Origin of the sequence: uncultured Nitratireductor sp., assembly GCF_913053745.1 — a bacterium.
Taxonomy (GTDB): domain Bacteria; phylum Pseudomonadota; class Alphaproteobacteria; order Rhizobiales; family Rhizobiaceae; genus Nitratireductor.
The window spans coordinates 1-18,640 of sequence record NZ_CAJXGF010000033.1 but is presented as its reverse complement, the minus strand read 5'-3'; the positions used below and the strand labels follow the sequence as shown (position 1 = coordinate 18,640).

Annotated in this window: 18 protein-coding genes; 9 read left to right on the top strand and 9 right to left on the bottom strand. The window is 60.5% G+C overall.

From position 1 onward, the window contains the following. Position 1 precedes the first annotated feature (1 nt). Positions 2–2,608 carry a type I DNA topoisomerase gene (topA, locus tag QZ638_RS07685; protein ID WP_295808567.1) on the bottom strand — a complete coding sequence of 869 codons (2,607 nt, stop codon included), beginning with the start codon at positions 2,606–2,608 and terminating at the stop codon, positions 2–4. 290 nt (positions 2,609–2,898) lie between these two features. On the opposite strand from topA, the gene QZ638_RS07680 reads away from it, so the two are divergent. Beyond that, positions 2,899–3,144 (top strand): hypothetical protein, encoded by a 246-nt coding sequence (locus QZ638_RS07680; protein ID WP_295808565.1) that lies wholly within the window; start codon positions 2,899–2,901, stop codon positions 3,142–3,144. Here the strand turns inward: QZ638_RS07680 and dprA are convergent. The 4 genes from dprA to QZ638_RS07660 are packed head-to-tail and all read right to left on the bottom strand — an operon-like array spanning position 3,106 to position 7,132. After that, entirely contained in the window at positions 3,106–4,239 is a 1,134-nt protein-coding gene (dprA, locus tag QZ638_RS07675) for a DNA-processing protein DprA (RefSeq protein ID WP_295808564.1), read from the bottom strand. The genes QZ638_RS07680 and dprA overlap by 39 nt on opposite strands. Further along, positions 4,239–4,844: a glycerol-3-phosphate 1-O-acyltransferase PlsY gene (gene plsY / locus QZ638_RS07670; protein ID WP_295808562.1), complete on the bottom strand. Its 606-nt coding sequence runs from the start codon at positions 4,842–4,844 to the stop codon at positions 4,239–4,241. The genes dprA and plsY overlap by 1 nt, the downstream gene beginning before the upstream one ends. Before the next feature lie 42 nt (positions 4,845–4,886). Continuing rightward, positions 4,887–6,173, bottom strand: coding sequence for a dihydroorotase (locus tag QZ638_RS07665; protein WP_295808560.1), 1,287 nt, complete (start codon positions 6,171–6,173; stop codon positions 4,887–4,889). Continuing rightward, entirely contained in the window at positions 6,170–7,132 is a 963-nt protein-coding gene (locus QZ638_RS07660) for an aspartate carbamoyltransferase catalytic subunit (protein ID WP_295808558.1), read from the bottom strand. Before QZ638_RS07660 ends, QZ638_RS07665 begins: the two co-directional genes overlap by 4 nt. 220 nt (positions 7,133–7,352) lie before the next feature. Here QZ638_RS07660 and QZ638_RS07655 point away from each other — a divergent pair, with 220 nt between their 5' ends. Further along, positions 7,353–8,981 (top strand): acyl-CoA dehydrogenase family protein, encoded by a 1,629-nt coding sequence (locus tag QZ638_RS07655; RefSeq protein WP_295808556.1) that lies wholly within the window; start codon positions 7,353–7,355, stop codon positions 8,979–8,981. On the opposite strand, the gene QZ638_RS07650 is transcribed toward QZ638_RS07655, so the two are convergent. Further along, complete coding sequence (locus QZ638_RS07650) at positions 8,963–9,901, bottom strand: AEC family transporter (RefSeq protein ID WP_295808554.1); 939 nt, start codon at positions 9,899–9,901, stop codon at positions 8,963–8,965. The two genes, QZ638_RS07655 and QZ638_RS07650, sit on opposite strands and share 19 nt — an antisense overlap. Before the next feature lie 159 nt (positions 9,902–10,060). Here QZ638_RS07650 and QZ638_RS07645 point away from each other — a divergent pair, with 159 nt between their 5' ends. Both QZ638_RS07645 and QZ638_RS07640 read left to right on the top strand, forming a co-directional pair. Continuing rightward, positions 10,061–10,627, top strand: a complete 567-nt coding sequence (locus QZ638_RS07645) for a hypothetical protein (RefSeq protein WP_295808551.1) — start codon at positions 10,061–10,063, stop codon at positions 10,625–10,627. Continuing rightward, the gene (locus tag QZ638_RS07640) at positions 10,627–10,959 is read left to right on the top strand and encodes a DUF6105 family protein (protein ID WP_295808549.1); all 333 of its coding nucleotides are present in this window, start codon (positions 10,627–10,629) and stop codon (positions 10,957–10,959) included. Before QZ638_RS07645 ends, QZ638_RS07640 begins: the two co-directional genes overlap by 1 nt. Here QZ638_RS07640 and ruvX read toward each other — a convergent pair. Further along, positions 10,905–11,390, bottom strand: coding sequence for a Holliday junction resolvase RuvX (gene ruvX, locus QZ638_RS07635; protein WP_295808547.1), 486 nt, complete (start codon positions 11,388–11,390; stop codon positions 10,905–10,907). The genes QZ638_RS07640 and ruvX overlap by 55 nt on opposite strands. Positions 11,391–11,517: 127 nt before the next feature. On the opposite strand from ruvX, the gene QZ638_RS07630 reads away from it, so the two are divergent. The 4 genes from QZ638_RS07630 to QZ638_RS07615 all read left to right on the top strand — a co-directional run bounded on the left by QZ638_RS07630 (position 11,518) and on the right by QZ638_RS07615 (position 15,001). Then, positions 11,518–12,225 (top strand): metal-dependent hydrolase, encoded by a 708-nt coding sequence (locus QZ638_RS07630; RefSeq protein ID WP_295808544.1) that lies wholly within the window; start codon positions 11,518–11,520, stop codon positions 12,223–12,225. Between the two features lie 92 nt (positions 12,226–12,317). Beyond that, positions 12,318–12,605: an Asp-tRNA(Asn)/Glu-tRNA(Gln) amidotransferase subunit GatC gene (gene gatC, locus QZ638_RS07625; RefSeq protein WP_295808543.1), complete on the top strand. Its 288-nt coding sequence runs from the start codon at positions 12,318–12,320 to the stop codon at positions 12,603–12,605. A gap of 63 nt (positions 12,606–12,668) precedes the next feature. Next, positions 12,669–14,150: an Asp-tRNA(Asn)/Glu-tRNA(Gln) amidotransferase subunit GatA gene (gene gatA / locus QZ638_RS07620; protein WP_295808539.1), complete on the top strand. Its 1,482-nt coding sequence runs from the start codon at positions 12,669–12,671 to the stop codon at positions 14,148–14,150. 41 nt (positions 14,151–14,191) lie between these two features. Beyond that, positions 14,192–15,001, top strand: coding sequence for a YdcF family protein (locus QZ638_RS07615; protein ID WP_295808538.1), 810 nt, complete (start codon positions 14,192–14,194; stop codon positions 14,999–15,001). Here the strand turns inward: QZ638_RS07615 and QZ638_RS07610 are convergent. Then, the gene (locus QZ638_RS07610; RefSeq protein WP_295808590.1) at positions 14,941–15,510 is read right to left on the bottom strand and encodes a hypothetical protein; all 570 of its coding nucleotides are present in this window, start codon (positions 15,508–15,510) and stop codon (positions 14,941–14,943) included. The genes QZ638_RS07615 and QZ638_RS07610 overlap by 61 nt on opposite strands. Before the next feature lie 82 nt (positions 15,511–15,592). Here QZ638_RS07610 and QZ638_RS07605 point away from each other — a divergent pair, with 82 nt between their 5' ends. Further along, positions 15,593–16,993: an L-serine ammonia-lyase gene (locus tag QZ638_RS07605; RefSeq protein ID WP_295808536.1), complete on the top strand. Its 1,401-nt coding sequence runs from the start codon at positions 15,593–15,595 to the stop codon at positions 16,991–16,993. Between the two features lie 26 nt (positions 16,994–17,019). Here QZ638_RS07605 and QZ638_RS07600 read toward each other — a convergent pair. Next, a partial coding sequence (locus tag QZ638_RS07600) for a glycine cleavage T C-terminal barrel domain-containing protein (RefSeq protein ID WP_295808534.1) occupies positions 17,020–18,640 on the bottom strand: 1,621 nt, incomplete at its 5' end.

Here is an 18,640-nt window from a genome sequence, read left to right as displayed (position 1 = left end):
GTTATTCCTCTTTCTTGGCCGCGGTTTTCTTTTTGGCCGCAGCCGTCGTCTTCTTCGTCGCCGGCTTTTTCTTGGCAGGCGCCTTCTTCTTACCACCCTTGGCGGCTTTGGCGGCGATCAATTGCACCGCTTCATCAAGCGTCACATCCATCGGCTCCTTGCCCTTGGGAAGTGTGGCGTTGATCTTGCCATGGTTGACGTAGGGCCCGTAACGCCCGTCGCGAACGGTGATCTTGCCGCCCTCGTCAGGATGATCGCCAAGTTCCTTCAGCGCAGCGGGGGTGGAACGTCCTCGCCCGCCCTTCGCCTTCTTCTCGGCTATGACAGTGACAGCGCGATTAAGGCCAATGGAGAAAACGTCCTCGACGCTCTCCAGATTAGCGTAAGCACCGTCGTGCAGCAAAAAAGGGCCGTAGCGGCCGATGCCTGCGGAGATCATCTTGCCGGATTCGGGATGCTGACCGACATCGCGCGGCAGCGATAGAAGGGCCAGGGCTTTCTCGATATCCATGGAATCGGGCGCCCAGCCCTTCGGCAGGCCGGCGCGCTTGGCTTCCTTGCCCTCGCCACGCTGCACATAGGGGCCAAAACGGCCGGAGCGCAAGGCGATCTCTTCTTCGGTGTGCGGGTCCTTGCCGAGCGCCTTGTCACCATCGAGGCCATTCTCGCCATTCTCGCCATTACCGGCTTCGCCGAATTGCCGCGTAAAGCCACATTCGGGATAATTGGAACAGCCGACAAATGCGCCGTGACGGCCGAGCTTCAAGGAAAGCTGGCCGGTCCCGCAGCGCGGGCAGGCGCGGGGATCGGTTCCGTCGTCCTTGGCCGGGAAGGCAAGCGGGGCGAGTTCCTCATTCAGTGCATCGAGAACGTTGGTGACGCGCAATTCCTTGATCTCGTCGACATGGCCGGAGAAATCCTGCCAGAAATCGCGCAGCACGTCTTTCCAGGAAAGCTGGCCGTCGGAGATCTTGTCGAGCTTCTCTTCAAGGCTGGCGGTAAAGTCGTATTCGACATAGCGCTCGAAGAAGTTTTCAAGGAATGCCGTTACCAGACGTCCCTTCGCCTGGGGCATGAGCTTGCGCTTCTCGATCGTCACATAGTCGCGATCTTCGAGTGTCTTTAGCGTCGCCGCATAGGTGGAGGGGCGGCCAATGCCAAGTTCTTCCATCTTCTTGATGAGCGAGGCTTCGGAATAGCGCGGCGGTGGCTCTGTGGTGTGTTTGGTGACGTCGATGGCTTCGCGCGTTTGCGCTTCGCCTTCGTGAATCTCGGGCAGGCGGCGGCTTTCCTCGTCCTCGGCGTTCTCGTCCTTGTCGATTGCGTATGCAGCAAGGAAACCGTCGAAACGGATCACGGAGCCAACGGCGCGCAGCGCTGCATTGCGGCCGCCATTCTCGGCCACGATCTCGACCGTCGTCCGCTCGATCTCCGCCGGCTGCATCTGGCTGGCAATGGCGCGCTTCCAGATGATCTCGTAGAGACGGGCCTGATCCGCATCGAGATAACGGCGCACCTGATCGGGCGTGCGCGCGAAATCGGTGGGGCGAATTGCCTCGTGGGCTTCCTGCGCATTCTTGGCTTTGACAGAATAAAAGCGCGGCTTTTCGGGCAGATAGCGCTCGCCGAATTCAGCGCCGATCGCCTTGCGAGCCTGGTCGAGTGCCTCGGGCGCCATTTGCACGCCATCGGTACGCATATAGGTGATGAGACCGGTGGTTTCACCGCCGATATCAATGCCTTCGTAAAGACGCTGCGCCACCTGCATCGTGCGCGACGCCCCGAAACCGAGGCGCGAAGACGCGGCTTGCTGCAGGGTGGAGGTGGTAAAGGGCGGTGCGGGATTGCGCCGCGTGGGCTTTGCCTCCACGGAGATCGCCTTGAAGGAGGCACCTTCAAGCATCGCCTTGATGTCGTCGGCCTGCTCCTGGCTCTTGATATCGAGCTTCTGCAGCTTCTTGCCGTCGACAGCCGTCAAGCGGGCTTCGAAGTTTTCGTCGCGGGGGGTCGCCAGCCTGGCGGCGATCTGCCAATAGTCCTCGCGAATAAACCGCTCGATCTCCGCCTCGCGGTCGCAAACGAGCCGAAGCGCAACCGATTGAACACGGCCTGCCGAGCGGGCGCCGGGCAGTTTGCGCCACAGAACCGGCGACAGCGTGAAGCCGACCAGGTAGTCGAGCGCGCGGCGGGCGAGGTAAGCATTCACCAGCGGTGCATCGACCTCGCGCGGATGGGCCAGCGCATCGAGGACCGCTTTCTTGGTAATGGCATTGAAGACAACGCGGCGAACCGGCTTGTCCTTCAACGCTTTCTTCTGTTTGAGGACCTCCAGAACGTGCCAGGAAATGGCCTCGCCCTCGCGGTCGGGGTCGGTGGCAAGGATGAGGCTATCGGCCTCTTTCACGGCCTTGGCGATGTCGCTCAACCGTTTTGAAGAAGGGCTGTCCACGCTCCAAGACATGGCGAAGTCTTCGTCGGGACGCACGGAGCCGTCCTTTGGGGGAAGGTCGCGCACATGCCCGAACGAGGCCAGAACCTTGTAGTTCGAGCCCAGATATTTGTTGATGGTTTTCGCCTTGGCCGGCGACTCGACGATAACGAGATCCATAAGCTTCTAGATTTCCCCGCAGGCATCCGGCTTGTCGCGGCGCCTCGCATTTTGAACGAATCCAGCCTCGTCAAATGGCCGTGCTTTATCGTCCGGTCAAGGGCAAATGGGAATTTCGTCCGCTATGACGTCTCTGTGGACAGGTTTTCGTTTATCGTAAATTTATCGTTTATTTGTTTATAAGGGTGTGTATAGTTCATTTGGGTCCTTAATGGAGAAATACCGGGGAAGCAGGCAAAGTTCGGGCAACGCAAAAAGGGGTGCCGCACGCTGAAAGGGAGTGTCTGCGGATGGGCGAATATTCTACGGGGGGAAGAGCCGTCGGAGGGCGAACCGAGTCGCTCGACTATATGCAGGCACTGCTCGGGCAACTGCGGACCATGGCGCTCGCGGAGCGTTACGACATGCTCGCCTACATGATCGAGATGGCCTATCTGGAAGCGAGCGACATTATTCGCGGCGATCGTCCGCACCGTCTGCAGAGAAACGTGCTCAGCCTAGAGGTCGACGGGAAGAAGGGAAACCGCGCTTCCTGAATGCCTTTCCAGACGGCCCGCCAGGTCGAGTTCGAGAAGCACCGTCAATACCTGCGACGGGTGAAGTCCGGTATGGCGTATAATATCGTCGATCAGCACGGGGCTCGGCCCCAGGGCTTGTACAATCCGATCTCGGTCGCTGTCGCTCGGAGGCTGCGCATCGGAGAAAGATGGCGGTTCTTCGAAACTTTCCGGTTTCTGTAACGGATTGTCCAGCAATGGTGCGATCTGGGAGATGATATCGTCAGCTTCGGTAACGAGAATCGCGCCGTCTTTCAGCAGTGCGTTCGTGCCGCCAGCGCGTGGGTCGTATGGCGATCCCGGCACGGCGAAAACCAGCCGCCCCATCTCACCAGCCAACCTGGCACTTATCAGCGAGCCGGAGCGCTTGGCGGCCTCAACCACTACGAGACCGAACGCAATGCCGGCGACAAGGCGATTGCGGCGCGGAAAGTCGCGCGCTCGCGGTGTCCATCCGAAAGGCATCTCGCTGATGACGGCGCCACGTTCCACGATTTGTTCCAGAAGGGCGATGTTTTCAGGCGGGTAAGGCTTATCCAGCCCACCGGCGAGCGCGGCGATCGTGCCCGTGTCGAGGCTGCCCTGATGCGCGGCCGCGTCAATGCCACGCGCCAGCCCTGAAGCAACCGAAAACCCGGCATTGCCGAGCGCAGCCGCCAGTTGTCTGCCCATCTTCATGCCTGTGAGCGAGGCATTGCGTGCACCCACAAGTGCTATTGTCGGTTTCCGTGCGACAGACAGATCGCCCTTCATTGCCAGAAGAGGCGGCGGCTGATCCATGCGCCGCATGAGCGGCGGATAGTCGGGTTCTCCAACGGCAACGAAACGGGCACCCAGTCGACGTGCTGTCTCCATTTCACGTTCCGCATCCAGCGGCGAGGCGATGACGATCCGCCGCCTTGCACCGCCGCGCTCGGCGAGTTCGGGCACCATTTGCAGAGCGGCTTCGGCGGAACCGTAGTGATTGACGAGATGACGGAATGTCGCCGGTCCCACATTCTCGCTGCGCAGAAGCTGGAGCCAGGCGAGACGTTGCCGATCGCTCAGCTCGACCCCGGCCCCGGGCGCGTTCATCACCCTTTTCCCCCGATGCGTGTTTCCGTACCGGCGATCAGTCGAGAGATGTTGGTGCGGTGTTTGATGAAGACAATCAGGCTCATGAGCACGAAGAGTTCGGCTGCCTGAATATGGCCGAGCAGATAGAGGCCTGTCGGCACTGCGACAGCCGCGACCAGAGCGGAGAGCGAAGAGTAACGGGTGATGAACAGCCAGACGGCGCAAAAGATCACACCCACCGGCCAGTTGATCGCCAGCATGGCGCCGATATAGGTCGCCACACCCTTGCCCCCGCGAAAACCGAGCCAGACTGGAAACAGGTGTCCCAGAAACGCCCCCAGACCGGCCGCAAGGGCTTGGTCGGGACCGTAGAGGCCGGCCAGAAGAACGGCAACGGTGCCCTTTAGCGCATCGCCCAGAAGTGTCAGGGCGGCGAGCTTTTTGTTGCCGGTACGCAGCACATTGGTCGCGCCGATATTGCCTGAGCCGATCTTGCGCACATCGCCGAGACCGGCCAACCGCGTGACGACGAGACCGAAAGGAATCGAGCCCAGCAGATATCCGAAGACCAGCGCGGCAATGAGATAGGGCAGGGCTAGCTGCCAACTGATGGGATCCGGCATTCGGCTCTTTCCCCCAAGTCTTCGACCGGTTATCTGCCGATCCTAGGCCGTGTATACTGTGCGGCCTGCAACCATTGTTTGCAAGACCCGCCCCTGCATTCGCGCACCCTCGAAACAGGTGTTCTTCGAAAGCGAACGGATTTCCGCCTCGCGCACGATCCAGGGTGCGTCAAGATCGACCAGCACAAGGTCGGCCGGCGCGCCCGACTTCAAGGAGCCGCCAGGTAGGCCAAAAAGGCGCGCCGGCGCAGTGGAAAGGCATTCGACAAGGCGCATCAGCGGCAGATCACCATTGTGGTGGAGACGCAAGGCCGCCGCGAGAAGCGTTTCGAGCCCGATGGCTCCAGCTTCGGCTTCGGCGAAGGGAAGGCGTTTCGTGTCCACATCTTGCGGATCGTGCGAGGAAACGACGACGTCGATCGCTCCCGTTTTCAGCGCTTCCACCATGGCGAGCCGGTCATCCTCGGTGCGCAGTGGTGGCGAAAGCCGGAAGAAGGTGCGGTAATCGCCGATGTCGTTTTCGTTTAGCGTAAGATGGTTGATCGACACGCCGGCGCTGACATCCGCGCCGGCGTTCTTGGCGCGGGTGATCGCCTCTGCCGACAGAGCGGTGGAAATCTTCGCTGCGTGATAGCGGCCACCTGTCAATCCGGCCAGCATCAGATCGCGGGTGAGCGGAATGCTCTCGGCTTCGCGTGGAATGCCCGGCAATCCCAGCCAGCTTGCAAACAGCCCCTCGTTCATGACGCCAGAAGAGGCAAGATTCGGGTCCTGTGTCTCATGCGCGATGGTGATGTCATGATCGCGAGCGTAGGTAAGGGCTCGGCGCATCACCAAAGCATTGGCGATCGTGGAACGGCCTTCGGTCAGCATTACAGCGCCCGCCTCGTGCAAAAGCCCGAATTCCGAGAGCTCCGTTCCGGCAAAGCCTTTGGTGACCGATGCGGCGGGAAACACGTTTACGATCGCGGTTTCGTGCGCGGTGCGTTTGACGAATTCCACCAAAGCCACGTCGTCTATAACGGGTGTGGTGTCGGGCATCATGATAACGGAGGTAACCCCGCCGGCTGCCGCGGCACGGCTCGCCGAGGCTATGGTTTCGCGGTGTTCTGCGCCCGGTTCCCCTATGAAGACGCGGGAATCCACAAGCCCCGGCAGAACGGCGTGCCCCTGGCAGTCGACGATCGTCGCGTTTTCTGGGAGGCCCTGGTTGTGGGCTCCGGCGCCGGCAGCGAGGATGACGCCTTCCGAAACGATTACGGAACCCCGTTCATCGATGCCGCGTGCCGGGTCGACGATGCGGGCATTCTGAAAGACCGTCGCGCTCATGCCTCGCCTCCTTCGGCGTTGCGCCTGGGATCGAGCAGCGCTTCCATGACGGCCATACGAACCGCAACGCCCATCTCCACCTGCTCGTGAATGAGGCTTCGAGGACCGTCGGCGATCTCCGAAGCGATCTCTACTCCCCGGTTCATGGGGCCAGGATGCATCACGAGAACGTCGTCCTTCGCAACTTTCAGTTTTTCGGAGTCGAGGCCGAAATGGCGGAAATACTCGCGCACCGAGGGAATGAGCGACCCCGCCATGCGCTCGCGCTGCAGGCGCAGCATCATGACGATGTCCGCTCCTTTAAGACCCTCGTCCATACGCGTAAACGCTTCGACGCCCATCTGTTCGATCCCGGAGGGAAGCAGGGTCGATGGGGCGACGACCCGCACCCGCGCGCCCATAGCATTCAGCAGGACGATGTTCGAACGTGCCACGCGCGAATGAAGAACGTCGCCGCAAATCGCCACTGTCAGCCCGCCGATCCGGCCCTTGGCTCTGCGGATGGTCAGCGCGTCGAGCAGGGCTTGGGTGGGATGCTCGTGAGCGCCATCGCCGGCATTGACGACGGAGCAGGAAACCTTTTGCGCGAGCAGGGCCGCCGCACCCGCTGCCGCGTGCCGAATCACGAGAATGTCGGGGCGCATAGCGTTCAGCGTGATGGCGGTGTCGAGCAGCGTCTCTCCCTTCTTGGTCGAAGAGCTGGCGACCGACATATTCATCACATCCGCGCCAAGGCGTTTGCCGGCGAGCTCGAACGAGGATTGCGTGCGTGTCGAGGCTTCGTAGAAGAGATTGATGTGTGTGCGGCCGCGCAGTGCTGCGGTTTTTTTCTCCCGTTGCCGGGAAATGGCAACGGCCGCATCGGCTCTGTCGAGAAGGGTTTCGATGTCGAGGGGCGAAAGCCCCTTGATGCCAAGCAGGTGGCGGTGAGGGTAGAGAGGGAAAGAGGCGTTTGTCATCTCAAGAGCTTGCTATAGGCCCGTGTCCGAATCGCTGCAAGCGCGCATCGCGCATGAACGCCATTAAGGCGGCACAAATAACAGGTTTTGTGTTTATGCGACCTGTGCAGATTTGATGCGTCGGTGACTTTCATCGATTGGCAAGGTGTGCTTGCAACTATCGAACGCTAAGAGGGCGTTGATTCCCGACGCACCGCTGTTGTTGTGATAGAGTGAAGCCGTGACGCACCAAGTAACCAACCAGTCGCCTCCAATCGCCGGGTCAAACGCCTGGCGGGGCGATCCTTTGCTTATGCAGGCGGGGGAGCGGTTTACCGAGCCGGTGCGCAAAGAACTCGATACGCTTGGGCGTTTCGTGCGCAATCAGGAAGCGCTCGACCTCGCGCGCCTTGCGAATTCCGAGGTTCCCGAACTGAGGACCCACGATCGATACGGAAACCGGCTCGACCTGGTTGAGTATCATCCAGCCTACCATGCTTTGATGCGCCGTTCGGCTGGCAACGGGCTGCATTCCTCGATTTGGGAAACGACGGACGCCGAGGCCGGCATGCGCCATCAGGTAAGGGCGGCACGCTTTTATCTGACCGCGCAACTCGAATGCGGACACCTTTGCCCGCTTACCATGACGAACGCATCGCTTGCAGCTTTGATGGCGGACACGACGCTTTTCCGCCGTTGGGCGCCGCGTGTGGCGGTGCGCAAATACGACCATTCGAACAAGCCCGTGGCGCAGAAGACCGGCATTACCATCGGTATGGGAATGACGGAGAAACAGGGTGGAACGGATGTGCGCGCCAACACCACGCGTGCGGAACGCCTCGAAGGCAAGATCTATCGGTTGACCGGCCATAAATGGTTCTTGTCGGCGCCGATGTCGGATGCGTTTCTGGTTCTGGCACAGGCGGAACAGGGATTGTCGTGTTTCCTCGTTCCCAGGGTGCTCGAGGACGGCGCCGGCAATGGCCTTCGCTTCCAGCGCCTGAAAGATAAGCTCGGCAATCGCTCCAATGCCTCCTCGGAAGTCGAGTTTAATGGCACGATGGGAGAGCTGGTGAGCGAACCGGGTAGCGGGATCCGCACCATTATGGACATGGTGACGCTTACACGGCTCGATTGTGCGCTCGGTTCTGCCGGCATGATGCGCGCGGCATTGGCCGAAGCCGTGCATCACACGCGGCACCGACAGGTTTTTGGAGCGCCTCTGTTCGAGCAGCCGCTGATGCTGCGGGTGCTGGCCGACATGGCGCTCGACGTCGCAGCGGCAACGGCGCTCTCCATGCGGCTGGCGCGTTCTTTCGACGAAGCCGCGGACAGCCGTAGCGATGCAGCCTTCGCGCGCGTCATGACGCCGGTTGTGAAATACTGGGTATGCAAGCTGGCGCCTGCAGTGACTTACGAGGCAATGGAATGCCTGGGCGGCAACGGTTACGTTGAGGAAGCGCCGCTCGCCCGTCACTATCGTGAAGCCCCGGTCAACGCGATCTGGGAAGGTTCTGGCAATGTGATGGGGCTCGATATCCTGCGGGTTCTGGATCGCAATGCCGGTCTCTTCGACGACGTTCTGGGGGCGATCGGCAACGATCTGGGCGAGAAGGGCGGGGCGACGCTCGAGGTTCTTGCCGCCGCCGCCCGGGTTTGCCAGACGGACGAGGGCTCGGCCCGAATCCTGACAGAACAGCTTGCGCTCGCCGCTGCAGCGGCCGAGCTGAAGCGCATGGGGGCGGGCAGGGTCGCAGATGCCTTCATCGAGACGCGGCTTGCCGGCCAATGGCGCAGCACTTACGGCATGCTCGATGCCCGCCATGATGCGGCGTCCATTCTCGACGTGCTTTACCCCGAGGCGAACTGAGCGACGATCGTCAGAACCAATGGAATCGTAAAGAAGGCGAGCACGGTCTGCAGTGTGGTGATGCTGGCATAAAGAGGCGCATCTCCACCGAGCTGGCGCGCCAAAAGATAGCCGTTCATGGCGGTGGGAACCGCAGCGCACAGTGCCAGATAATCGAGTGCCGGGCCGGACACGCCGAAGACGAGCGCGGTCGAGATCATCAGCACCGGGAAAAGTATCAGTTTCAGGAACGTGGATGTCCAGAGCGCCGCCCTGGCAGCCATGAAATCGCCGGGGCGCAAGCTTGCACCGATGGTCAAAAGACCCATTCCAAGCGCGGCGCGACCAACCAGGTCGAGCGTCTGGTTGAGAGGCGGGTATAGATCGATCGGCATGACGCGCAGGACAACCGCTGCGGTTGCTGCCAGGATCATCGGGTTGCGCGCGACGTCAAAGAAGACTTTGGACCAGGCTGCTTCGCTGTCGGCAAACCGTGTTACGACAAACACCGAGGCGATGTTGATGGGAATGATGATCGTTGCCATCACCAATGCGACCACTGCAGCCCCTTCTGGCGGGAAGAGTTTCTGCGCCACCGCCAGTGCCATGAAGCCGTTCCAGCGCACCGCAGTTTGAAAGACGGACGAATATTGACCGTGCCTGACCAGCCCACTGGCCTTGAAGACGGGCCACAGCGCCAGAACGAGGACGATCATCGCAAAAACAGAAATCATCAGAGCGCCAAGCAGGGCGTCGATCCTGAGTTTCGAAAAGTCCGCATTGGCGATCGATATGAAGAGCAGTGCGGGGTAGAGAAACCAGTAGCATAATTGTTCCAGCCCGGGCCACGTTTCCTCCCTGATCAGTGGCGTCCGGCGCAGGACATTGCCGGCGACGATGAGCAGGAAGATCGGCAAAATGCTTTCAAAGATCACGAACATGGAAAATCCGGCGGGCAAGGGCGTTTCTTGCTAGTGGCGGATCGGTTGCCTGTAAAGCTTTGTCCCCGGCAGGGCTGTGAAGATTAACCTTAACGGTTGGTAAGCGTTGCGGCTTCAATTCGAGAAGGCCAGTGTGACTCGTATCCGAGATCGAGTGTCATGAACCGCAACTTCATCAGCCTTTTGTCCGTCTACTGGACCGTTGCCTTCGCCGCCGCAGCATGGTCGGTTGCAATTTCTGGCGGCGTGGCGGTGCCGACCGGTTCGACCGCTGGCGACCCGGAAATCCTCCGTCTGCTGGGGCATCTCGGCCTCGTGCTCGGCAATGCGCTCGTGGCGGTCCTTTTTGCCTGGATGCTGCTTGTCTCGCTTCTGGAGGCGGGCAACCGCACGGAAACCGAGAATGTGGCACAGCTCGCCTGTTCGGGAGCCGTTGCCATGCTGCTTGTCGAGGTGCTTCGCACGGGCATGGCGGGGAATGGCGCCATCGTCGCGCCGTCTGTGGCGACCACAATGAAATTTCTGGCTGTGCTGGCAACGCATCTGGTCCTGCGGGGCGAACGCGGCGCCATGGCGGCAGAGCCTCCCCACGACGCACATGCACAGTCCGGCTCGCTTGCTACCCTTACCGTTGCAGATCAGGCGCACGATTCGCTGGTGGCGCGCCTTGCACGTCCGCATCGTTTACAAATTGCGCCGCCCGCCAATGACGACAGGAGCCCATAATGCGTTACTTGCTGATCTTCTGGGCGTTACCCCTGGGGCTGTTCTGGGGTTGGTACGGCCTATCCTACAACGACATCAATTTCGGCTTTGCCTTTCTGAGCCGAGATATGAACGATCTGCTGTTCCGGATTTACGGCAACATTCTCGGGATCGATCCAACCATCATTCCCGGCATGGTCGCACGGGCCTGCGTGCTCGATAGTTTCATTCTTCTGGGAATAATCGCCTTTCGGCGACGCCGTGCCCTTTGGGCCTGGTTCAAGGAGAAACGCGCCGCCTATCGCTCCGGCGAGGCCGTTGCCGAAGCGCGCAATCTGTCCAGCGCTCCCTGAAGAATGAAGGCGGCGGCGGCCGAATCGATGCGCTCCGCCCGTTTCCTTCGCGATACATCCATTTCCAGCAGTGCCCGCTCGGCGGCGACCGTCGACATGCGTTCGTCCCAGAAGGCAACGGGCAACCGGGTGAGCCGCTCCAGATTACGAATGAAGGCGCGTGTCGACTGCGCGCGGGGACCTTCGCTGCCATCCATATTGACCGGCAGCCCGATGACAATGCCGCCGACATTGTCTCTAGCGCAGGCTGCGATCAATGCCTCGGCGTCCTGCGTGAATTTTCTGCGGTGTATGACGGGTCGGGGTGTCGCCAGCGACAGGCCCCGGTCGGAAACCGAAAGGCCGATCGTCTTGGTCCCCAGATCGATCCCGGCCAGCGTCTGGCCGGCAACGAGAAAAGCGGGGAGTTGCGGCAGGTCGACCACTGACAAAACTGTACACTCCGATTACGACTATGGATCATTTTAGCGTCGCAGCGATTACACGAAAAGCAGCCGACACGCGAGAACAGCAAACGCGCGGAGCTGACGGCGTCACACAAGCAAGGAGGACAATTCCATGGACCTGACCTGGTACGGCCATTCAACGTTTCGCGTGGATGCAGGTGATGCGCATATCCTGATCGATCCGTTTCTGAGCGGGAATCCCTCCTGGAGCGAGGGATGGGAAGGACCGGCGGAGAAGGTGACACATGTGTTGCTCACCCACGGCCACGACGATCATATCGGTGATAGCGCCGAGATTCTGAAGAAAACCGGTGCCATGCTGGTCGCCAATTTCGAGATATGTCAATTCCTTGTCGGCAAGGGCGTCGATGAGAACTGCATCAACCCAGGCAATCACGGTGGCACGGTCGATTGTGGCGGTTTCACCACCACATTTGTCAACGCGCTGCATTCCTCGTCGACTGCAGGCAAGGGTGGCGCGAACACCTATCTGGGGAACCCCGCCGGTCTCGTGCTTCACTTTCCCGGCGACAAGACACTCTATCATATGGGCGATACGGATATTTTCGGCGACATGGCGCTGATCCAGGAACTGCACCAGCCTGACATCGGTCTCGTGCCCGTCGGCGACCGGTTCACCATGGGCGGCGCGGTCGCGGCACTCGCTTGCCGGCGCTACTTCAAGTTCGAAACCGTGTTGCCCTGCCATTTCGGCACCTTTCCCATCATCGACCAGACCGCTCAAAAATTCGTCGACGGGATGGAGGGTTCGGGCGTTAATGTGCCTGTGCTAAAGGTCGGCGAGACCATTTCGTTATAGCAAATCCGGTGCGTGTCAGTGCGTTGGCGGTTGCACGCCGCTCGCGCGCCGATTATAGCCGTGGCGCAGCCAATAAGCGCCTGGAGAAAACCATGTCCGTGGACATCGATACCGTGAAGCGTGTTGCGCGCCTTTCCCGCATCGCCGTTGACGATGCGGATGCCGAGCGCATGACCGGCGAACTGAACGCCATTCTCGGTTTCGTCGAGCAATTGAACGAAGTGGATGTCGAGGGCATCGAGCCTATGACGTCCGTTATCCCGATGGCGATGAAAAAGCGGGAGGACGCGGTTACCGACGGCGACAAGGCCGACGACATCGTTGCCAATGCGCCGGCTTCGGAAGACAATTTCTTCGTCGTTCCGAAGGTGGTCGAATAGAAGCCTTCATCCGCTTTCAAACCCATTTGCCCCGAGAGGCCGACGGATTTTCACGGACTTTCCATGACAGAGCTCACCAAACTCACCATTGCAGAAGCGCGCGAGAAGTTGACCGCCAAGGCTTTTACCGCCAGCGAACTGACGGAGGCCTATCTTTCGGCCATCGACACGGCCAACGACAAGCTCAACGCCTATGTCGCCGTCACGCATGACAAGGCCCGCGCCATGGCCAGGGCGAGCGACGAGAGGATCGCCAAGGGTGAGGCGGGGCCGCTCGAAGGCATACCGCTGGGCATCAAGGACCTGTTCGCAACCGAAGACGTTCACACCCAGGCTGCGAGCCATATTCTCGACGGCTTCGAGCCGAAATACGAGTCTACCGTCACGGCCAATCTCTGGACCGACGGCGCGGTGATGCTCGGTAAGCTCAACATGGACGAGTTCGCAATGGGTTCGTCCAACGAGACCTCCTATTACGGACCGGTCATCAATCCGTGGCGCGCCGAAGGCTCCAACGCCGATCTGGTGCCGGGCGGCTCCTCGGGCGGATCGGCCGCCGCAGTCGCCGCACTCCTGTGCGCCGGGGCCACAGCCACCGACACCGGCGGCTCGATCCGTCAACCTGCCGCCTTCACAGGCACAGTCGGCATCAAGCCGACTTATGGCCGTTGCTCGCGCTGGGGCACGGTGGCCTTCGCCTCCTCGCTTGATCAGGCAGGACCCATTGCCCGCGACGTGCGCGATGCCGCGATCCTTCTGAAATCCATGGCCTCGGTCGACAGCAAGGACACGACGTCCGTCGATTTGCCAGTGCCGGATTACGAAGCGACCATCGGTCAGTCCGTCAAAGGAATGAAGATCGGCATACCGCGTGAATACCGCATGGAAGGCATGCCGGAAGAAATCGAGGCGCTATGGGCAAAGGGCATCGAATGGATGCGCGAAGCGGGCGCGGAGATCGTCGACATCTCGCTGCCGCATACCAAATACGCGCTGCCGGCATACTACATCGTCGCCCCCGCCGAGGCGTCGTCGAACCTCGCGCGCTATGACGGGGTGCGCTATGGCTTGCGCGTACCTGGCAAGGACATTGCCGATATGTATGAGCAAACCCGCGCCGCCGGTTTCGGCCGCGAGGTCAAGCGCCGCATCATGATCGGCACTTATGTGCTCTCGGCCGGCTATTACGACGCTTATTATCTGAAGGCACAGAAGGTGCGCACGCTCATCAAGCGCGATTTCGAGCAGGTCTTCGATCAGGGCGTGGATACGATCCTGACGCCGGCGACCCCGTCGGCCGCCTTCGGCGTCGCCGATCAGGACATGGCGTCGGATCCGGTCAAGATGTACCTGAACGACATTTTTACCGTGACGGTGAACATGGCCGGCCTACCGGGCATTGCCGTACCGGCCGGTCTCGACGCGAAGGGGCTGCCGCTCGGACTGCAACTCATCGGCAAGCCGTTCGACGAAGAAACGCTTTTCCGAACCGCGCATGTGATCGAACAGTCTGCGGGGCGCTTTGCGCCGGCGCAATGGTGGTAACGCCCATGGAGCGGCTCGTTTCGTGAACGAAGGGCTGCGGCATGTTCCATATCGTTTCCGCAGTTGGCTGGTTGTTTCTACAGCCGCTCAGCCTTGCCGCAATCTTGATCGCGGTTTCGCTTCTTTTGGCCTTCTTCGGCCGTCGCCGCCTGTTCATGACGGCGGGCGCTCTTTCCTTTCTTGTGCTTTTTGTGTCCGCGTGGACGACACTTGGCGCACTTATTCTCGGGCCGCTCGAAGATCGTTTCTCAAAGCCCAACTCCTTGCCCGAGGCGGTTGAAGGCATTGTTGTGCTGGGCGGGGGACTGGAAGGCTCCATCAATCTGGCGCGCGGCGGTCACGAGCTCAATTCCAGCGGCGATCGTTTCGTGGAAGCAGCCATTCTGGCGCGCCGGTTCCCGCAGGCCAGAATACTGATCTCCGGCGGGCAGGGCGCCGTTTTCCTCACCGGTGAGGGCGATGCAGAAACAGCGCCACGGCTCATGAAGGCGCTTGGCATCGAGCCGGAGCGCCTCATCCTCGAAAACCGTGCGCGCGACACGCACGAGAACGCCGTTTTCTCCAGGCGGCTCATTGAGCCTAAGGCGGGTGAAACATGGCTGCTCGTCACTTCCGCTTTCCACATGCCCCGCGCCGTGGGTGTCTTTCGCAGGGCAGGTTTCGCGGTTACACCCTGGCCGGTGGACTATAAGACGGTGGGCAACGAGAAATTCGGGTTCGCGGAAGACAATGCGCTCGATTCCCTGCGCAACGTGACGGTCGGAATACGTGAGTGGATCGGCCTCGCAGCCTATCGCATCGCCGGCAGAACCGAGGTGTTTTTCCCGGCTCCCGACGCAAGCGATAACTGAATCGCAGTATCCTTTTCCATGTCTGATGGTGCAATGCAGCAAAAATGTCCGTATTTAGCCACATCTGTTGAAAATTCCTTTATATGCGCAAGTGACTGATTACGCAGTGAAAGCCCCGTTTTTAAGGGAATCGGAACTGTTATCGGGCCGTCATTTTGCCGTTTTTGGTCTTGCGGAAGCGCGTCCATAGGAGTATCTCCCGCCGTCACAGATCGGCGGTCGGGATCATCCCGCCCGGAGATCGAATAACAAAACGGGATATGCATGGACGATAGCGTTGAGAGATCCTGCTGGGGCGTCACCGTCAAAGCAGTGATCGGGCTTGCGGGAATCATCTTTCTGGCATGGCTCTTGGTTGGCGCCGAAACGGCAGCGGTCGTGGCCACGGCAGGCTGAACAACCAGCAAAACCGCAAAATATCGGTTCTTGAAAGTTGAAGGGCGCAGCGCAATCGCTGCGCCCTTTGCTTGTTTGGGGAAATGACCTACATCTTGGCCTGTCGCGAACACGTCAGAGCGTGCCGCGCGACAGCCGCCCACGGCCGTGGACCGCTGGAATCCTCGTTGCGGTTAAATCCCGGAGCATTCGCCCATGTTTCTTTCCGTTTTCGACCTCTTCAAGATCGGCATCGGACCGTCTAGTTCTCACACAATGGGGCCGATGACGGCGGCGGAGCGCTTTTTGGCGGAGATTGCTGGCGACGACTGGCCGCGCCCGTCCGGCAGTGCGGTGCACAGGCTTTCGGTTAGCCTGCACGGTTCGCTCGCCTTCACCGGTATCGGGCACGGGACGGATCGGGCTGTGATCCTCGGCCTCGCCGGTTATAACCCGCTCACCGTCGATCCCGATCGCATGGATGAGCAACTCGCCACGATCGAAGCAGAAAAGACGGTGCGGCCGCAGGGGCATCCGCCCTATCGGTTCGACCCTGCAGCCGATCTCGTTCTCGACAAGAAGCAGGCTTTGCCGGGCCATGCCAACGGCATGGCCTTTAATGCCTATGACGCCGACGAACGATTGCTCCTGCGCCGAATCTATTATTCGGTCGGCGGCGGTTTTGTCGTTTCGGAAGAGGAGCTTCAGGCGCTTAAGGCGGAGACGAAGAAGCCGGATCGCAACGATGTTCCGTTCCCCTTTGCCAATGCCCGCGAAATGCTGGCCATGGCCGCCGAGACCGGTCTTTCGATTGCCGAAATGAAACGCGCGAACGAAGAAACACGGATGGAGCGGACCGAACTCGATGCGGGCCTCGATCGTATCTGGCAGGCGATGGAAGCATGCGTCGAACGCGGGCTTTCTCAGGAGGGCGTTATGCCCGGTGGGCTCAATGTGCGCCGCCGGGCACGGCAATTGCACCAAAGGCTCGATGAAGACTGGCGCCAGAACAAGCCCAATCCGCTAGCGGCAAACGATTGGCTTGCTGTGTTCGCCATGGCGGTGAACGAAGAGAACGCCGGTGGCGGGCGTGTGGTCACCGCGCCGACCAATGGCGCGGCGGGCGTGGTGCCGGCAGTCATGCGCTACTGGCGGAAGTTCCATGTGGATGCGGATGCCAAGGGCGTTCGCGATTTCCTTTTGACGGCGGCGGCCATCGGCGGGATCGTCAAACACAATGCCTCGATCTCCGGCGCCGAAGTCGGATGTCAAGGCGAGGTGGGTTCCGCCTCGGCCATGGCTGCCGCAGGCCTTGCCGCTGTCATGGGCGGCACGCCCGAGCAGGTGGAGAATGCTGCCGAGATTGCGCTCGAGCATCATCTGGGCATGACCTGCGACCCCATTGGTGGGCTGGTGCAGATTCCCTGCATCGAGCGCAATGCCATGGCCTCGGTGAAAGCGATTGATGCTGCCATCATGGCCCTGAGGGGTGACGGCAAACATTACGTTTCCCTGGACAAGGTGCTGCACACCATGCGGGAAACCGGTCGCGATATGCTGGATAAATACAAGGAAACTGCCAGGGGAGGGCTGGCGGTTAACATCATTGAATGCTGACCGCCGCGCCTCCGATCTGAACACGGTCAGGATTTGACCCGCTCGTTGTCCGGATCAAACAGTGCCCGGTAACCCACCGCTTCGATTCGGACAGGGTAGTGCTCCTGAAAGTATTCCAGGGTCAGTTCACGGCCTTCCTGGGCGTACTCGGCGGGGATGTAACCGAGCAGGATGATTTTCCCCACCGAGGGCCCCCACGCCACACTGGTGTTGTAGGAACGGCGGCCGAGACTATCTACCAGGACTTCACCGGTTTGCGGGTCCAGAATCGGCCATTGGCCTACCGGGTAGCGCAGAATGCCGTTGGCATCCCGGTGCTCGGTCATGGTCATGGTGCACAGGTAAGCGGCTTGCCGGGGCCACTCCCGCTGTTCCAGATACGCGGCCTTGCCGTGGAAATCAGCTTCCTTGACCTTGGGTCTCTGCAGGCCCGCTTCGTAGAGATTGTATTCCGTTTCCAGATCCACGTTCTGCAGTCGCAGGCTTTTCTCCAGGCGACGGGTATTGGCGTAGGTTTCTATGCCCACCGGCGTAACGCCCGCATCGTAGAGAAGGTCCCAGATTCTCAGGCCATAGCTGAAGGGGAAATAGAGCTCCCAGCCCTGCTCGCCAACGTAGGAAATCCGGAAGGCCCAGATCGGGACCCCTTGAATGTTCAGTTCCCGGGCGGTGGCAAACGGGAAATTGTCCGCGGACAACTGGTCCGGGTCGGTAACGAACTGGGCCAGTGTCTCCCGGGCCTTGGGACCCCAGAGGCCGAGGGTCGCCAGTTCGTCCGTGCGGTCATGCACCTGGATGTTGTCCAGCCCCTTCTCTCGGGCCATACGGGTGATCCAGCAGTAGTCGCGGTGGCCGGTGTCACCGCCGCAGACGACCCGATAGTCCTGGGCGCCCCGACGAATGATGGTCAGGTCGGAACGTACGCCCCCGCGCTCGTCGAGGAAATGGGTGTAGACACCTTTGCCGTGGGGCGTGGTACCGCCGACTTTGGCAACGGACAGATATTCCAGCAGGGCTTCTGCGTCGGCGCCGGAGATGTCAAAGATGGCGAAATGGGAGAGGTTGATCATACCCACGGATTCGCTCATCTCAAGCTGCTCGGCGTTGGAAACCTCCCAGAAGTGCCGGGCATCCCATTCGTGTTCCCGCACCGGGATCCGGTCGCGATATTTCGCCAGCAGGGTGGACTCGTTGACCGCATAACCGTGGGCGCGCTCCCAGCCCGCGGCCTCCATGAAGTAAGCACCCAGACCGACTTCCCGCAGGTAGAAAGGGCTGGTTCTCATCTTGCGACCGGTAAGGTAGGGCTCACGGGGGTGAACGGCCGGGGTGTAGATTTTTTTGGCTGTTTCGTAGCAGCGGTTATACACGTAGTCCGGTGTTTTCTGCAGCGGATAATGACGTGCGATATCAATACTGTGGGGGTCCATTTCAGGGGAGCCGTGGGTCATCCAGTCTGCCAGTACCTTGCCCGCCCCCGGGCCGTCCTTCACCCAGACCGCCTCGCAGAACCACAGATTGCGGACTTCCGGGGATTCGCCCATGAGTGAACCGCCATCTGGCGTCACTGACAGCAGGCCATTGAACGAGTGTTTCTCTTCCCACCCCAGTTCGCCGAGGATCGGCGTCATTTCAATGGCCTTTTCG

Excerpts from the sequence above, each read along its gene's own strand:
- QZ638_RS07615 (WP_295808538.1), top strand. The coding sequence starts at position 14,192 with ATGTTCCATATCGTTTCCGCAGTTGGCTGGTTGTTTCTACAGCCGCTC.
- QZ638_RS07630 (WP_295808544.1), top strand. The coding sequence starts at position 11,518 with ATGGACCTGACCTGGTACGGCCATTCAACGTTTCGCGTGGATGCAGGT.
- plsY (WP_295808562.1), bottom strand. The coding sequence starts at position 4,844 with ATGCCGGATCCCATCAGTTGGCAGCTAGCCCTGCCCTATCTCATTGCC.
- dprA (WP_295808564.1), bottom strand. The coding sequence starts at position 4,239 with ATGAACGCGCCCGGGGCCGGGGTCGAGCTGAGCGATCGGCAACGTCTC.
- QZ638_RS07680 (WP_295808565.1), top strand. The coding sequence starts at position 2,899 with ATGGGCGAATATTCTACGGGGGGAAGAGCCGTCGGAGGGCGAACCGAG.
- gatC (WP_295808543.1), top strand. The coding sequence starts at position 12,318 with ATGTCCGTGGACATCGATACCGTGAAGCGTGTTGCGCGCCTTTCCCGC.
- QZ638_RS07650 (WP_295808554.1), bottom strand. The coding sequence starts at position 9,901 with ATGTTCGTGATCTTTGAAAGCATTTTGCCGATCTTCCTGCTCATCGTC.
- QZ638_RS07660 (WP_295808558.1), bottom strand. The coding sequence starts at position 7,132 with ATGACAAACGCCTCTTTCCCTCTCTACCCTCACCGCCACCTGCTTGGC.
- QZ638_RS07645 (WP_295808551.1), top strand. The coding sequence starts at position 10,061 with ATGAACCGCAACTTCATCAGCCTTTTGTCCGTCTACTGGACCGTTGCC.
- QZ638_RS07605 (WP_295808536.1), top strand. The coding sequence starts at position 15,593 with ATGTTTCTTTCCGTTTTCGACCTCTTCAAGATCGGCATCGGACCGTCT.
- topA (WP_295808567.1), bottom strand. The coding sequence starts at position 2,608 with ATGGATCTCGTTATCGTCGAGTCGCCGGCCAAGGCGAAAACCATCAAC.
- QZ638_RS07640 (WP_295808549.1), top strand. The coding sequence starts at position 10,627 with ATGCGTTACTTGCTGATCTTCTGGGCGTTACCCCTGGGGCTGTTCTGG.
- QZ638_RS07665 (WP_295808560.1), bottom strand. The coding sequence starts at position 6,173 with ATGAGCGCGACGGTCTTTCAGAATGCCCGCATCGTCGACCCGGCACGC.
- gatA (WP_295808539.1), top strand. The coding sequence starts at position 12,669 with ATGACAGAGCTCACCAAACTCACCATTGCAGAAGCGCGCGAGAAGTTG.